The sequence below is a fragment of the Mesorhizobium calcicola genome (assembly GCF_042682105.1).
Taxonomy (GTDB): domain Bacteria; phylum Pseudomonadota; class Alphaproteobacteria; order Rhizobiales; family Rhizobiaceae; genus Mesorhizobium; species Mesorhizobium calcicola.
In genome coordinates, this window is record NZ_JBHUGY010000079.1 from 1 (window position 1) to 13,287 (window position 13,287).

The following is a 13,287-nucleotide window of genomic DNA, read 5'->3' on the forward strand; positions in this document are numbered from 1 at the left end:
GGCGCACGTCGTCGGCGAGCGCGGCGAATTCGGGCTCGCGGATCGAGCGTCCGAGCTCGATCCGAAGCGTTACGACGACGCGATAGGAAGGAGCAGTGTGTCCGGTGGGGATGCTGAAAGCGAGGTGAATTCCTGGTTCGGGCGTCGCGATCGCCAGATGTCTTGGGTCGGATTCCGGGCCGTAGCGGCGATGATTGCGTAGGCGCCCGCTCGAAGCAGCGCCAAGGTATGAGGAACACGATGGCGGGGACGCCGGACACCATGCAAGGCGACATGATCACACGCAGCAAGCGCCAGCGCTCGGGCGTCCGCAGCACGCTGACTGGTTATCTGCTGTCCAAGGTCTCCGTTCCGTCGAGCGCTGCCGACGCGCGTCACCATCTGTACCGCAGCCACGGCGACGAGCAGTGCCGGTATCTGCGCCACCTAGCCCGTCACCACGGTCAGCAGCGAGTAGGTGGCAGCCGCGTCCCCAGGGACATATCGTGCTGCAGCGTTCGACGCGAAACACGACAAGGTTGACCAGAATGATCACCATTCCGGCGAGACGTCGCCGTGACGAACTTCATGCGCCGTCCATCGCGGCGACAACTGGCTTTCACGCTCCAGCTGCTGGCGCAGGACGGCGCGCCTCCGCATGGATCGATGTCGCCGTTGCGCAGCTCGGCATCGATACTCATCTGCTTGCCCGGCAGCGCATCTGAGCGTGAGCGCGCGGCGACCTCGGCGACGCGTTCGGCACCCGCGCAACCGTAGCGATGAACTGAGCGACGTGATGATCAGGAGATGACCAGGCCCACCGCAATACTGCGCCGACGACAACAGTGGCAAAGGCGGTAATGATGTCGCCCGCGTCGCCGCCTGGAGCAGGATCAGTCGCGTGGTCGTGATCGTAGATGGCCAGCCGGAACAAGGTGGCGATGAGGATGATCCGTACGGCAGCGACGAGAACGGAGCGGATGAGAAACGTAAAACGAAGCCAGCAGGCATCAGCACGCTGATGGCGATATTCGCGGTGATGAGAATGATCGACTGAGGATGTCGGCATGCGAATGAGCATCATCACACGGCGACGAGAGACAACAGGCGGGCAATGACAGATCGCTGCGGCGTGACACAAAAGTCGGCCAGGAATGCAGAAGTCGCTCTCGATATGTCATTCAACACCTCGTGCGACAGAAGCTCAGCAAGGCACCGCCAGCCGGTATCTTGCGCCCGGCCACGAGCAAGGCGCGCGCTCTCAGACAATGCAAGCGCCGGGTGATCCAGGCGTCCAACGTCTCCAGCTGGCAATCGTGGCAAGAGGCCTTTTCCGCCTCGCCATCGAGTGATGAGCAGATGAGCAATGGCACCGAGGACGCTCGGCGTTCCGGCGAGAGCTGTGTGCGCGATACGCAGGTATATTCGCCGCGCCCGCCTTGCTGCCGTGACACCGTAGACATAGCCAGGACGTGCAGCAGATGCACCGTGTCATGCGGGTCGTCAGAAAGTCTTCGATCCCTTCCTGCATGCGACCAAGCAGAGTCGCGATGGACGCTCTATCTCATACTCCATCAGCGGCCTGGCGAGAGTGTCTGAGTTTGCTCGCCACCCTCAAGGTCAGGGACAGAGTTACGTATGAAATGCTGGAGACAATTGGCACGGAGCGACGCAGGATCGCTGGCTCGGAATGCCGGGCATGACGAAATTGCTGAGGATCTCGTCGAGCGATTCCCGGCCGCACCGCAGCGGGCGTGGAATTCGCGGTGTCCGGCTGTTTCCGTCACCAGTGGGCGGACTTCGTCCCCTGAGCACGGTTTGCGGCCTTGTCGCGCACTTCATCCGTCGCCGGTGGATGCGAGTGAGCCGCCGTGGTACGCCTTCGGCCTGTCGAGACCTCGCGGCCGTCGACCTGGCCGTGTCGAACGCGGACACTTCAAGCCGGCGGTCGCACGGACTACTTTTCAGCGCGACCGTGGCGCCGCCTGGGTCAGGAGCAAAGTTCCGTCTCGCCGATATGAGCTTATCGTCACGCGTCAGTCGCTGAGAAGGCTAGCTTCGTGTAGCGCTGCACCGTCGCCGCTGAGACGTAAGGCCGCTCGCGCGCGCTACCAGACTTTGCCTGCAGCGTCAGGCGCGCGAGCCAGATCCGCGTTGCACGGTCATTGACAGTTGGAGATCCTTTGTGTAGGGCAATGTGCGCGCCGAAGACGCGGTCGAACCAGACCGAGATGCGTTGCAGGTCCAGACGCCACTCTTGTCATTCGGGATCATCCCCGTAGACCAGAGGCGTCCGATGAGTCGCTGAACCGGTCAATGTGCTTATGCCTGAGTGGATCGGGATGCTGCTTGAGCTGGCAGCACGCCGCCAAGGAGGCGCTCAGGCAAGCGCGTGGCGCAATCTCGAGGCGATACCGGCGCCTGCGGCACCTTCGATATCGTGCTGTCCAGCGGCTGGCCGGGCGTCATGCTGCACGAAGCCGTCAGGCCATGGACTGGAAGGCAGATTTCAACCGCAAGAAGACCCGGCCTTCGCCGGCTGCTGGCCAGCAGGTCGCCGCCAAGGGGGTAACCGTCGCGACGACGGCACCATGCCGGAGCGACGCGGCTCGCTCACCGTCGATGACGAAGGCACGCCTTCCGCCCGCAACGTGCTGATCGGGATGGCAAACTGGTCGGCTACAGCAGGATCGCCAGAACGCCCGGCTGATGGGCATGAAGGCCACCGGCAACGGCCGGCGCGAAGGCTATGCGCACCAGCCGATGCGCGCATGACCAATACCTTCATGACGGCGGGCGACATGGAGCCGGAGGAAATCATCGCCTCGGTCAAGAACGGCATCTATGCCGTGTCCTTCGGCGGCGGCCAGGTCGATATCACCTCGGGCAAATTCGTGTTCGGCTGCACCGAGGCCTACATGATCGAGAACGGCAAGGTGACGCAACCGATCAAGGGCGCGATGCTGATCGGCAACGGACCTGACGCCATGCACCGCGTTTCAATGGTCGGCAACGACATGAAGCTCGACACCGGCATCGGCATGTGCGGCAAGGCCGGACAGGGCGTGCCGGTCGGCGTCGGCCAACCGCATTTGCGCATGAACCAGATGACGGTGGGTGGCACCAGGGTTTGATTGATCGGCCGCGCCGGTTGTTGTGGTCGCGAAAGCGTCCCTTCAGCCGCCGCCGAGGTAATGCATACCAGTTCCAACCTTGTCATCCTCACCAGCGCCGGCATTTCGGCGGCGTCGGGCGTCGCGACGTTCCGTGACCTCGACCGGGCCTGGGCCAAAGCCGGCGTTTTCCAGCTGAAGCCTGTCGGCACCTTGAAGTGAACACAATCCACATTAGGAAAGCGCGACCTGGACAATGAAAGGCCATACCATCCTGACGGTGAAAACCGACAAGGGCGATCTTGTCCTGGACAATCTGGTCAATGAGATCAGACCTTGGAATGCGACGGACTATTACTTCCTCAAACGCCCGTCCCAGCAGAACCCAAACACATGGGTGTCGATCAACCAACGGGGCGGCACGTCGAAACGACTGTCGCCAAGCTAGCAGGAGCTACGGCTACCGCCGCCGTTTCGGCTTCTCCAGCAACGCCACCGCCTCGACATGCGGCGACCACAGGAACTGGTCGATCGGCGTCACGCTTTTCAGGATGTAGCCGCCGTCGAGCAGAATGCGCAGATCGCGGGCTAGCGTGACCGGGTTGCAGGACACGGCGGCCACCCACGGAACATCCGAGCGCGCGAGCTGCTTCGACTGGTCCTCGGCGCCGGCGCGTGGCGGGTCGAACACCAGGCCGTCGAAGCCATTCAATTCCTTGAACGTCAGCGGCCGGCGGAACAGGTCGCGGCGTTCGCCCGTCACCCGCTTCAGGCCGGTGGCGAAGCGTGAGCCCCGGTCGAGCGCCGAAAGTGCGGCCGCGTCGCCTTCGACCGCATGGACTTCCGACTTCACCGCCAGCCGCAAGGCAAAGCTGCCGCAGCCGGCGAAAAGATCGGCGACCTTCTTGGCACGCTTCAGATGCCCGCCGACGATATCGGCCATCGCCTGTTCGGCGGCCTCGGTCGCCTGTAGAAAAGCGCCCGGCGGCACGGCGACAGCGACGCCGCCGAACATGACCACAGGCTTCCTTGGCTCGATGATGATCTCGTCATCGATGGACAGTCTGGCGAAACCTTGCGCAATGACGAAATTGGCGGCGATGCGGCGCTGGTGTTCGCCGAGCTTGCCGGATTCGTGAACCGCGACATCAAGGCCCGAACCGGTCACGGTGACCGTCAGCCGGAACGATTTGGTGGTGGCGCAAACCAGTTCGGCGAGCCCCTTCAGCCGATCGAACGCGCTGACGATCTCGGGCAGCGAGATCGGGCATTCCGATATCGAGATGATTTCCGGCGACAGATGACGATTGAACCCAAGCAGCATGCCTGTATCGGTGCGCCGGGCGGCGAGCACGACACGGCGGCGCGTGTGCGGTGCGCAGGCGACCAGTTCGCCGATGTCGCAATCGATGCCCTTCAAGGCGTGCACCACCTTTTCGCGTTTTCCATTGGCGATAGGCTTCGGCTTCGAAATGCTGGAGCGCACAACCGCCGCATTCGGTGAAATGGCGGCAGGCCGGATCGATGCGCAGCGGCGAAGCTTCCAGCACCGCCATCAGTGCGGCGCGATCCCTTTCGCGCGCGGCGGTGACGACCTCGCCGGGCAATGTGAAAGGGATGAACAGGTCGCCGTTCTCGGTCTCGGCGATGCCGTCGCCCTGGGCGCCAAGTTTCCTGATGCTGAAGCGCGCGCTCATCGATCCTTGATCCCACCGAGCAGGAATTCACGGTTGCCGTCGCCGCCTTCGATCGGCGACAGATGAAGTCCGAGCGAGCGCCAGCCTGGAACGGTGTCCAGCCAATCCTGCAGCACGCCGGCGACACGGGCGGCATCGTAGGGATCCTTCAACAGGCCGCCCTTGCCGATCGCTTCGCGGCCCGCCTCGAATTGCGGCTTGACCAGAAACATGGCGCCGGCGCCAGCCTTCGCAATGGCAAGCGCCGGCGGCAGCGCCAGTTTCAGCGAAATGAAGCTGACGTCGGAAACGATGAAATCCGGGATCCGGCCGCCAAGATCGGCGACCGTGAGATCGCGAGCGTTCAGGCCCTCGATGACAGTCACACGCGGGTCTCGGCCGACATCAGGATGCATCTGGCCATGCCCGACATCGATGGCGGTAACATGGGCCGCGCCGCGCTCGAGCAGGACCTGGGTGAAGCCGCCGGTCGAGGCGCCGATGTCGAGTGCTTCACGGCCGGCGGGATCGAGGCCGAAATGGTCGAGCCCGCCAATCAGCTTGAGCGCCGCGCGCGACACATAACCTTGCGCCGGATCATCGATGGCAATCAGGCACTGCGGCGAAACGTTCTGGCCGGGTTTGCGGGCAAGGACGCCGTCAACCTTCACCGTGCCACGTTCGACCGCGTCGCGGGCACGCGAGCGGCTCGCAAACAGTCCGCGCTGGACGAGCAGGTCGTCGAGCCGCTGGCGTGTGTTGGCAGGCAGAGGCGAGTTCATCGGCCTTCATGGCGAAAGCGCGTCGCGAAGGCAAGGATATTGGGGCGGGACCAGGAACATCGTCGAAAAGCGAGCGAACACACCAAGCCGCCGCACCGCTTGCGGGTATCGCATCAACCCGGCACAATGTTGAGGAGGGGCGCCGTTTATCCGAATGCGAGGGCCGGATGCTAACAGGAACCTGCCACTGTGGTGCAGCCCACTGGACCCTGGAGGGCGATCCCGGGCCGATCACCGCCTGCAGCTGCACGCTTTGCCGTCGCTATGGCGTGCTCTGGGCTTATGACTATGTCGACGAACGCATCCGCGTTGCGGGACCAGTGAAGCGCTATACCCGCGCTGGAAAAGATACGCCCTCGCTCGAGATTCTGTTCTGTCCTACATGCGCTTGCCTGCTCGCCTGGCGCGGCTTGAGCTCCGATGCCTCTGGCCGCACACGAATCGCCGTCAATGTAAGGCTTGCACCGCCGGATGCCGTCGCCGACTTGCCGATCGACCATTTCGATGGCCTGGACACCTACGACGACTTGCCGCGCGACGGCCGCTGTGTGCGCGACATGTGGTTTTAATCGCGACGCGCTTTAAGTCTCTGTCTTGTGCATGTCGTTGTCCCAAAACCACTGCGCACTTTTGGGCGACATGCACTAGAAAATGGTACGCGAAACCTGGCGATCGACGGCTGGAGCCAAACCGTCATCGCGATCTCCCGAAGCTTGCTCACGTGGATGCTCGGTCGCAACCGCAGGCGCCGGAACAGGATCCGGCAGGACGACCAGTTGCGGCACCTGCTTGTAGGAAAAGCCGCCGCGGATATCGCCCATCTTGCCGGCGATGATGCCCATGGCCGCCTTTTCAAGGCTGCGATCATAGCGCGTTTCGGCGACGGCCGGCGCGACGATGACCGCTGAAAGCGCCACGCCGCACAGAAGCGTTCTCATTGTTTGTCTCCCTGCCTGATCACCGATCTAGCAGGGCGCCGTTGAAAAACGGCCAAGAGACACGGTAAGCAAAGCGCCAAACGGCAGCGTTAACAATGCGTTAAGACGTCAAGCCGGCAAACTGATTGAAGCCCCTGAGACTTTGATTCAGGCGCGCTGGGCGCGGGCTGTATGGCCGAGGGCGACAAATACCGTGCGCACGATGCCGGCGGCATCCAGCCCGGCATCGGCATACATCTTTTCCGGCTTGGCGTGGTCGGTGAACGCGTCGGGCAGCACCAGCGGGCGCACCTTCAGGCCGCTTTCCAGCAAGCCCTCATGGGCGAGGAACTGCAGCACGTGGCTGGCGAAGCCGCCGACGGCGCCCTCCTCTACCGTCACCAGGACCTCGTGCGAGCGGGCCAGCCGGCGGATAAGATCCTCGTCGAGCGGCTTGGCGAAACGGGCATCGGCAACCGTGGTGGAAAGCCCGGCCGCGCCAAGCTCCTCGGCGGCGATCAGGCAATCCTGCAGCCGCGTGCCGAAGGACAGCAGTGCTACCTTGGTGCCTTCCCTGACGATGCGGCCCTTGCCGATTTCGAGGACCGCGCCGCGCTCCGGCATGTCGACACCAACGCCATTGCCACGCGGATAGCGGAAGGCGATCGGGCCGTCATCATAGCTTGCCGCGGTGCGCACCATGTGGCGCAGCTCCGCCTCGTCAGCCGCGGCCATGACGACGAACCCAGGCAAGGTCGCCAGGAAAGTGGTGTCGAAGGCGCCGCAATGGGTGGCGCCATCGGCGCCGACGAAGCCGGCGCGGTCGATCGGAAAACGCACCGGCAATTTCTGGATCGCGACGTCGTGGACGACCTGGTCGTAGGCGCGCTGCAGGAAGGTCGAATAAATCGCGGCGAACGGCTTGTAACCTTCGGTGGCGAGGCCGGCGGCGAAGGTCACCGCGTGCTGTTCTGCGATGCCGACATCGAAGGTCCGCGACGGAAACGCTTCGCCGAACAGGTCAAGGCCGGTGCCGCTAGGCATGGCGGCGGTGACGGCGACGATGCGGTCGTCCTCACGGCCTTCCTGGACCAAGCTTTCGGCGAACACCTTGGTGTAGGCCGGCGCATTGGCCGGCGCCTTGGCCTGCGCGCCGGTGATGACGTCGAACTTGTTGACGCCATGATATTTGTCGGCGGCGGCTTCCGCCGGCGCATAGCCCTTGCCCTTCTGGGTGACGACATGGATCAGAACCGGGCCTTCGCCATTGTCGCGGACATTTTTCAGGACCGGGATCAAATGCTCCAGATTGTGACCGTCGATCGGGCCGATATGATAGAAGCCGAGCTCCTCGAACAGCGTGCCGCCGGTGACGTAGCCGCGCGCATGCTCGACCGCCCGGGTGATCGCACGGTCGGCGCGCTTGCCGAGATAGGAGGTCAGTTTCTTGCCGAAGTCGCGCAGGCCGACATAGGTCTTGCCCGAGGCCAGTCGCGCCAGATAGGCGCTCATCGCACCGGTCGGCGGCGCGATCGACATGTCGTTGTCGTTGAGGATGACGATCAGCCGGGCATCGAGCGCGCCGGCATTGTTCATCGCCTCGTAGGCCATGCCGGCCGACATGGCGCCGTCGCCGATCACGGCGATGACATTGTTGCGGCCGCCGGAGAGGTCGCGAGCAGCGGCCATACCGAGGCCCGCCGATATCGATGTCGAGGAGTGGGCGGCGCCGAAGGGATCGTACTCGCTCTCGGCGCGACGGGTGAAGCCGGACAGGCCGCCCTCCTGGCGCAATGTGCGGATGCGGTCGCGGCGGCCGGTCAGGATCTTGTGCGGATAGGCCTGGTGGCCGACATCCCAGATCAGCCGGTCATCCGGGGTGTTGAAGACATAGTGCAGCGCCACCGTCAGCTCGACCACGCCAAGGCCGGCGCCAAGATGGCCGCCGGTGTGTGACACGGCGTCGATCAGCTCGGCACGAAGCTCGGATGCCAGTTGCGGCAATTCGCTCTCGGCAAGCGTGCGCAGGTCGGCCGGGATGCGGACCTTGTCGAGAAGCGGCGTATGCGGCGTTGAATTCACGGGTAGGCCTGCTCAGGCTTTCTGTTCATGGGCGGGATAGGCCGGCGGCCGGCGAAAGTAAATGCGTGTCAGTGACGCGGATCAGGCTTTAGGCCCCAAAACCGGGCCACTTTTGGGCGACTTGCATCAGCTTTCCGGCAGCGGGATGAATTCTTCCTCATCGCCAGGAACGATATCGAAGCGGCCCGTCTTCCATTCTTCCTTGGCCTGTTCGATGCGCTCCTTGGAGGACGAGACGAAATTCCACCAGATGTAGCGCTTGGAGCCGAGCGAGGCACCGCCGAACAGCATGAAATGCGCGCCGGTTTCCGACGATACGACGATCTCGTCACCGGGCCGGAACACCAACAAGCGTTCAGCAGGGAAAACGTCGCCTGAAATCGAGACCTCGCCTTCGAGCGTGTAGATGGCGCGCTCTTCCGCATCGGCCGGGATTTTCACACTTGCACCGGGTGCCAGACGCATATCGGCATACAGCGTCTCGGAGTCGGCCCTCACCGGCGACCGCAGTCCCTGGAAATCACCGATGACGACGCGGCCGCTGACGCCTTCGGCGTCGATCTCGGGGAGCCGCAGAGCAGCCGTGTTCTCGAACACCGGAGCCACTTCTTCCTTGCCGTCCGGCAATGCCAGCCATGTCTGCAGGCCGGAGACCGACATCGGCGCGCCGCGCAGTTCCTCCGGCGTGCGCTCGGAGTGGACGATGCCGCGACCGGCGGTCATCAGGTTCACGTCACCGGGCTGGATGACCATTTCGGTGCCGAGCGAATCGCGATGCCGGATCTTGCCGTCGAACAGATAGGTGACCGTCGACAGACCGATATGCGGATGCGGACGCACATCGAGCGCCTGGCCCGCGCGCAGGATCGCCGGGCCCATGCGGTCGAAGAAGATGAAAGGCCCGACCAGCCGCCTTTTGGCGGTCGGCAGAGCGCGGCGCACCTGGAAACCGCCAATGTCCTTGGCGTTCGGGATGACCATCAGCTCGATCTGGTCGCTGGCAAAGGCGTCGCCGACTTCAGGGTCTTTCCCGGGAAAGAAGCTCATGGACTCTCCTTGTCAGCGGTCGAGGACCGCTTCGGCCGCATCAGGCAAAGCGGATCGCCGCCTTCGCCCGCAGTTTGGCCGCCACCTCTTCGCGATTGCGAGGATGCTGATGGGTTTCGAGGGAATCGAGAAGCTCACGCGCCGATGCCGCGATGGCTTCGACCGCATGATCGAAGGCGTGCTGGTTCTGCCTTGAAGGCCGCGTCGTTCCGCTCAATTTGCGGACAAACTGAAGTGCGGCGTCGCGCACCTCGTCATTGGTTGCCGGCGGATCAAAATTGAACAGGGTCTTGATGTTTCTGCACATCGTTTCCGAACCTTCTCTTGTCCTGAAGCCGTTTCAATCGGGACGGCTGCTATCCTCGACCATGATCATGTCCAAAAGCCGGTGAGTCGAGACCATCGTGCGGATCGCGCCTCAGTCCGCGTCGAGCGGCTCTGTTCCAACCGGCTTGCCATCGCGCGACAGCCTGATCTTCTCGACCTTGTCCTCGGCGGCCTTCAGCAGCCGGTCGCAGTGTGCTTTCAGCGCCTCGCCGCGCTCATAGATCCTGATCGACTGGTCGAGCGGCACGTCACCGCGCTCCAGATCATCGACGATCTTCTCCAGCGCGTCGAGTGCCTGTTCGAAGCTCATCGCCTTGACGTCTTCGTTGGTCTCACCAGCCATCATTCATCCTTTCATCAGTCGCCCGACATGGGCGGCGACCGAAAATGCCAGTCCCTGCAGATCGTAGCCACCCTCGAGCAGGCTGACGAGCCGGTTGCCGCTGTGGCGCGTGGCGCGCTGCATCAGCTGGCCGGTCGCCCAGTCGAAATCATCCTCGGTCAGGTTGATCTCGGCCAGCGGATCGCGGTGATGCGCATCGAAACCGGCCGAAATGATGATCAGGTCGGGGGCGAAATTGTCGAGCGCCGGCAGCACACGCGACAGGAAAGCATCGCGAAAAACCTCGCTGCCGGTCTGTGGCGCCAAAGGTGCGTTGACGATGTTGCCGGCACCGGTCTCGTTCTTTGCCCCGGTGCCGGGGTAGAGCGGCATCTGGTGCGTCGAGCAATAGAGCACCGACGGATCGTCCCAGAAAATATCTTGCGTGCCGTTGCCGTGATGCACGTCCCAGTCGACGACGGCAACGCGCTCGACGCCATGTTTGTTCTGCGCATAGCGCGCCGCGATCGCCGCCGTGTTGAAGAGGCAGAAGCCCATCGCCGTGGTCTTTTCGGCATGATGGCCGGGCGGCCGCGCGGCGACGAAGACATTGTCGGCGCGGCCTGTGAAAACGTCATCCACGGCGGCGTTGGCGGCGCCGATCGCGGTTATCGCCGCCTGCCAGCTCTTCGGGCTGGCGGTGGTGTCGGCGTCGATGCGGGCGATACCGGTGTCGGGAATGGCGGCGCGGCACGCGGGCGACGAAATCGGCGGGATGCGCGTAGAGGATGGTGGCGTCGTCGCCCTCCGGCGCCTCGACCCGATCGAGCGCGGCAAAAGCCTCGTCGTCAAGCACGCGTTCAATGGCGCGCAAGCGGTCGGGCCGCTCGGGATGGCCGGGCGGCGTGATGTGTTCGAGGAAGATCGGATGGGTGTAGAGACGAGTGACCATTGTCCTAATCTAGGCATCTATGGGCGCAATGGCCATGCGCGCCGACGCAATGACTGGGGAAAATCACGCCTGCGTCCTTTGGTGTCGCTGCGGGCATTGGCGTCCTCAGCACTTCGGCGTAAGGTCGCCGCCACTGCCTGGTGCCCGCGCAAGCGGGAGAATCGGGAACACGGTTGAATTCCGTGGCGTGCCCAACGCTGTGAGGGGGACCGCGCCGGTAAATGCCACTGTCGATGACGGGAAGGCACCGGACGCGGGTTGATCCCGAGCCAGAAGACCGGCCTGGCAGGCATCGTCATCCGCATGGTCAGGCGGATGAAATGGATTGCAATCGCAAGGGGACACGCGATGCCCGAACACATGACCGCCTCTATTGGCGACGGTTTGACCAGAGTGCGCGCGATGCGGTCTATCGCGCCGTGTTCACGCGCCGCGATGTCCGCAGCCATTTCCTGCCCACCGCGCTTGACGACGACGTGCTGGCGCGGCTGCTGCTTGCGGCTCATCACGCACCATCGGTCGGCTTCATGCAGCCATGGAACTTCATTGTCATTCGCGACGCCGACGACGGGAAAAAGTGCGCGACCTGTTCCTGGCGGCGCGCGAGCAGGAATTGCCGGCCATCGGAGAGGAGCGGCAGGCGCTCTACCGCAAACTCAAGCTTGAAGGCATCTGCGAAAGCGCGCTCAACATCTGCATCACTTGCGACCGCCAGCGCTCGAAGGGTTCGCCGCTGGGACGTTGGCACAATCCGGAGATGGACCTCTACAGCACGGTCTGCGCGGTGCAGAATTTCTGGCTGGCGGCGCGCGCCGAAGGCGTCGGTGTCGGCTGGGTCAGCATCATCGAGGCGCAGGCGTTGAAAAGCCTGCTGTCAATTCCCGAGCATGTGACGCCGGTCGCCTATCTCTGCGTCGGCCGCGTCTCAGAGTTCGCGCCGAAACCGGATCTCGAAGCACACGGCTGGGGACGCCGCTTGCCGCTGCCGGAGCTGATCATGAGCGAGACCTTTTCCGGGCAAGGCGAAGCGCCGCTCAAATCGACCGTGGCGCGCCTCAACGGCGCCGATGCCGCACCGGCGACCGCGGCTGGTCAGCCTGTCGCGCCGGCCGTGCCCCAGCGCGAGCCGCCGAAGGAGGCCAGCGCCTTGTCCTTGAGTTCCCTGAACTTCGACGACGCCTCGGCCAGCCGGGCGTCCCAGGCGGGATCGGGCACCTGGCCCTCGATGGTCCCGAAATAGACCTGCATCAGGCAGGCGATGGCGAAGGGTTCGATGAAGGCTGCCTTGAAGGCCCAGGCGAAGACGATGGCGAGCACGAAGGCCCAGCCGGCGAGCTGGCCGGGCATGAGGAAAAGAATGGCGCCGGCCGGAGCCAGCATCAACAGGAAGATGACGAAGGACACGCCCCACATGATGACCCGCCAGCCAGACGGCATTCTTGACCATGGTCTTGCCGTTCTGGGCATAGAGCACGACGCCTTGCCGGGCCGTCTGCGAACGGCGAGGCTGAATTGATGCGGATGTTGTAGCCGAGGATGATCTCGTCGACATAGGTCAGCGACAGGCGGATCACCGTGTTGATGAGCTGAACCAGGCCGCTCAGGCCCGGTATCGGCAGGAAGGCGGCGATGCCGCCGATCAGGCCGGTAATGGCGCGGATGGCGCCCTTGACCAGTTGGTCGACGAAACGAAAAGGATGTTGGCCTCGGCAAACGCTGGGTCCACGATGTCCCTGGCGTAGGCATCTGGTTCTGGCCGTCGGGAATGTCGCGGCCGTCGATCAGATGGACCATGACGGCGATATGGCCGCCTTGACGACGTAAAGGATGTATTCGCGGATCCAGTAGACGGCGATCGAGACGACGCCGAAGCCGACCACGCCGCCCCACAAGGCAAGGACAGCGGCCCGTCGGGATCGGTGGAGATATGACCGACGCCGTAGCCAACCGAGGCGCCCGTCCCGGTCGCCACGATATAGGCCAGCGTGATGCCGAAATAGACGATCATGCGAAAGACATGAAAGGCCAGGTCGCATCATGATGGACACCGACCTGCCGATATCGAAATCCCACATGCCCCGAATCTCCCC

General features: G+C 63.7%; 12 protein-coding genes, 6 pseudogenes and 1 riboswitch. Of the genes and pseudogenes, 7 read left to right on the forward strand and 11 right to left on the reverse strand.

The genetic code is table 11. The annotated features are described in order from the left end of the window. Positions 1-202, forward strand: a 202-nt coding sequence (locus ACFSQT_RS38225; RefSeq protein WP_379027187.1) for a hypothetical protein, incomplete at its 5' end; no start/stop codon positions are given. A gap of 20 nt (positions 203-222) precedes the next feature. Here the strand turns inward: ACFSQT_RS38225 and ACFSQT_RS38230 are convergent. Together ACFSQT_RS38230 and ACFSQT_RS38235 are read right to left on the reverse strand one after the other, a co-directional pair. Continuing rightward, a pseudogene (locus ACFSQT_RS38230) lies at positions 223-381 on the reverse strand (hypothetical protein); the annotation flags it as partial. 62 nt (positions 382-443) lie between these two features. After that, positions 444-698, reverse strand: a pseudogene (locus ACFSQT_RS38235) (hypothetical protein); the annotation flags it as partial. Positions 699-880: 182 nt separating this feature from the next. Between ACFSQT_RS38235 and ACFSQT_RS38240 the strand changes: the two are divergent. The 4 genes from ACFSQT_RS38240 (at position 881) to ACFSQT_RS38255 (ending at position 3,540) form a co-directional block, all read left to right on the forward strand. After that, positions 881-1,036, forward strand: a complete 156-nt coding sequence (locus ACFSQT_RS38240; protein WP_379027178.1) for a hypothetical protein — start codon at positions 881-883, stop codon at positions 1,034-1,036. Positions 1,037-2,570: 1,534 nt separating this feature from the next. Continuing rightward, complete coding sequence (locus tag ACFSQT_RS38245) at positions 2,571-3,113, forward strand: metallopeptidase TldD-related protein (protein WP_379027179.1); 543 nt, start codon at positions 2,571-2,573, stop codon at positions 3,111-3,113. A 60-nt stretch (positions 3,114-3,173) separates the two neighbouring features. Further along, positions 3,174-3,314, forward strand: a complete 141-nt coding sequence (locus ACFSQT_RS38250; RefSeq protein WP_379016898.1) for a hypothetical protein — start codon at positions 3,174-3,176, stop codon at positions 3,312-3,314. A gap of 34 nt (positions 3,315-3,348) precedes the next feature. Beyond that, positions 3,349-3,540 (forward strand): transglutaminase-like cysteine peptidase, encoded by a 192-nt coding sequence (locus ACFSQT_RS38255; RefSeq protein ID WP_379016900.1) that lies wholly within the window; start codon positions 3,349-3,351, stop codon positions 3,538-3,540. 12 nt (positions 3,541-3,552) lie between these two features. On the opposite strand, the pseudogene ACFSQT_RS38260 reads toward ACFSQT_RS38255, so the two are convergent. Further along, positions 3,553-4,789 (reverse strand): annotated as a pseudogene (locus ACFSQT_RS38260) (class I SAM-dependent RNA methyltransferase). Further along, positions 4,786-5,550 (reverse strand): TlyA family RNA methyltransferase, encoded by a 765-nt coding sequence (locus tag ACFSQT_RS38265; protein WP_379016932.1) that lies wholly within the window; start codon positions 5,548-5,550, stop codon positions 4,786-4,788. Before ACFSQT_RS38265 ends, ACFSQT_RS38260 begins: the two are co-directional and overlap by 4 nt. A gap of 167 nt (positions 5,551-5,717) precedes the next feature. Here ACFSQT_RS38265 and ACFSQT_RS38270 point away from each other — a divergent pair, with 167 nt between their 5' ends. Continuing rightward, entirely contained in the window at positions 5,718-6,119 is a 402-nt protein-coding gene (locus ACFSQT_RS38270) for a GFA family protein (RefSeq protein WP_379016903.1), read from the forward strand. Positions 6,120-6,194: 75 nt separating this feature from the next. On the opposite strand, the gene ACFSQT_RS38275 is transcribed toward ACFSQT_RS38270, so the two are convergent. The 6 genes and pseudogenes from ACFSQT_RS38275 to ACFSQT_RS38300 form a co-directional block, all read right to left on the reverse strand. After that, the gene (locus ACFSQT_RS38275) at positions 6,195-6,488 is read right to left on the reverse strand and encodes a hypothetical protein (protein ID WP_379016904.1); all 294 of its coding nucleotides are present in this window, start codon (positions 6,486-6,488) and stop codon (positions 6,195-6,197) included. A gap of 147 nt (positions 6,489-6,635) precedes the next feature. Further along, positions 6,636-8,549: a 1-deoxy-D-xylulose-5-phosphate synthase gene (gene dxs / locus ACFSQT_RS38280; RefSeq protein WP_379016906.1), complete on the reverse strand. Its 1,914-nt coding sequence runs from the start codon at positions 8,547-8,549 to the stop codon at positions 6,636-6,638. Positions 8,550-8,675: 126 nt separating this feature from the next. Next, positions 8,676-9,596 carry a pirin family protein gene (locus ACFSQT_RS38285; protein WP_379016908.1) on the reverse strand — a complete coding sequence of 307 codons (921 nt, stop codon included), beginning with the start codon at positions 9,594-9,596 and terminating at the stop codon, positions 8,676-8,678. A 40-nt stretch (positions 9,597-9,636) separates the two neighbouring features. Then, on the reverse strand, positions 9,637-9,903 hold the full coding sequence (locus ACFSQT_RS38290; protein WP_379016910.1) for a DUF2277 domain-containing protein: 267 nt from the start codon (positions 9,901-9,903) through the stop codon (positions 9,637-9,639). A 111-nt stretch (positions 9,904-10,014) separates the two neighbouring features. Further along, positions 10,015-10,266, reverse strand: coding sequence for an exodeoxyribonuclease VII small subunit (locus tag ACFSQT_RS38295; RefSeq protein ID WP_013532792.1), 252 nt, complete (start codon positions 10,264-10,266; stop codon positions 10,015-10,017). A gap of 3 nt (positions 10,267-10,269) precedes the next feature. Further along, positions 10,270-11,197, reverse strand: a pseudogene (locus tag ACFSQT_RS38300) (histone deacetylase family protein). Between the two features lie 121 nt (positions 11,198-11,318). Further along, a riboswitch (cobalamin riboswitch) is annotated at positions 11,319-11,497 on the forward strand. Positions 11,498-11,517: 20 nt separating this feature from the next. On the opposite strand from ACFSQT_RS38300, the pseudogene bluB reads away from it, so the two are divergent. After that, positions 11,518-12,203: pseudogene (gene bluB / locus ACFSQT_RS38305) on the forward strand (5,6-dimethylbenzimidazole synthase); the annotation flags it as partial. A gap of 86 nt (positions 12,204-12,289) precedes the next feature. Here the strand turns inward: bluB and ACFSQT_RS38310 are convergent. After that, a pseudogene (locus ACFSQT_RS38310) lies at positions 12,290-13,272 on the reverse strand (hypothetical protein). Between the last annotated feature and the right edge of the window lie 15 nt (positions 13,273-13,287).

Coding starts and splice junctions, on each gene's coding strand:
- ACFSQT_RS38245 (WP_379027179.1), top strand. CDS start 2,571: ATGCCGGAGCGACGCGGCTCGCTCACCGTCGATGACGAAGGCACGCCT.
- ACFSQT_RS38250 (WP_379016898.1), top strand. CDS start 3,174: ATGCATACCAGTTCCAACCTTGTCATCCTCACCAGCGCCGGCATTTCG.
- ACFSQT_RS38255 (WP_379016900.1), top strand. CDS start 3,349: ATGAAAGGCCATACCATCCTGACGGTGAAAACCGACAAGGGCGATCTT.
- ACFSQT_RS38265 (WP_379016932.1), bottom strand. CDS start 5,550: ATGAACTCGCCTCTGCCTGCCAACACACGCCAGCGGCTCGACGACCTG.
- ACFSQT_RS38270 (WP_379016903.1), top strand. CDS start 5,718: ATGCTAACAGGAACCTGCCACTGTGGTGCAGCCCACTGGACCCTGGAG.
- ACFSQT_RS38275 (WP_379016904.1), bottom strand. CDS start 6,488: ATGAGAACGCTTCTGTGCGGCGTGGCGCTTTCAGCGGTCATCGTCGCG.
- ACFSQT_RS38285 (WP_379016908.1), bottom strand. CDS start 9,596: ATGAGCTTCTTTCCCGGGAAAGACCCTGAAGTCGGCGACGCCTTTGCC.
- ACFSQT_RS38290 (WP_379016910.1), bottom strand. CDS start 9,903: ATGTGCAGAAACATCAAGACCCTGTTCAATTTTGATCCGCCGGCAACC.
- ACFSQT_RS38295 (WP_013532792.1), bottom strand. CDS start 10,266: ATGGCTGGTGAGACCAACGAAGACGTCAAGGCGATGAGCTTCGAACAG.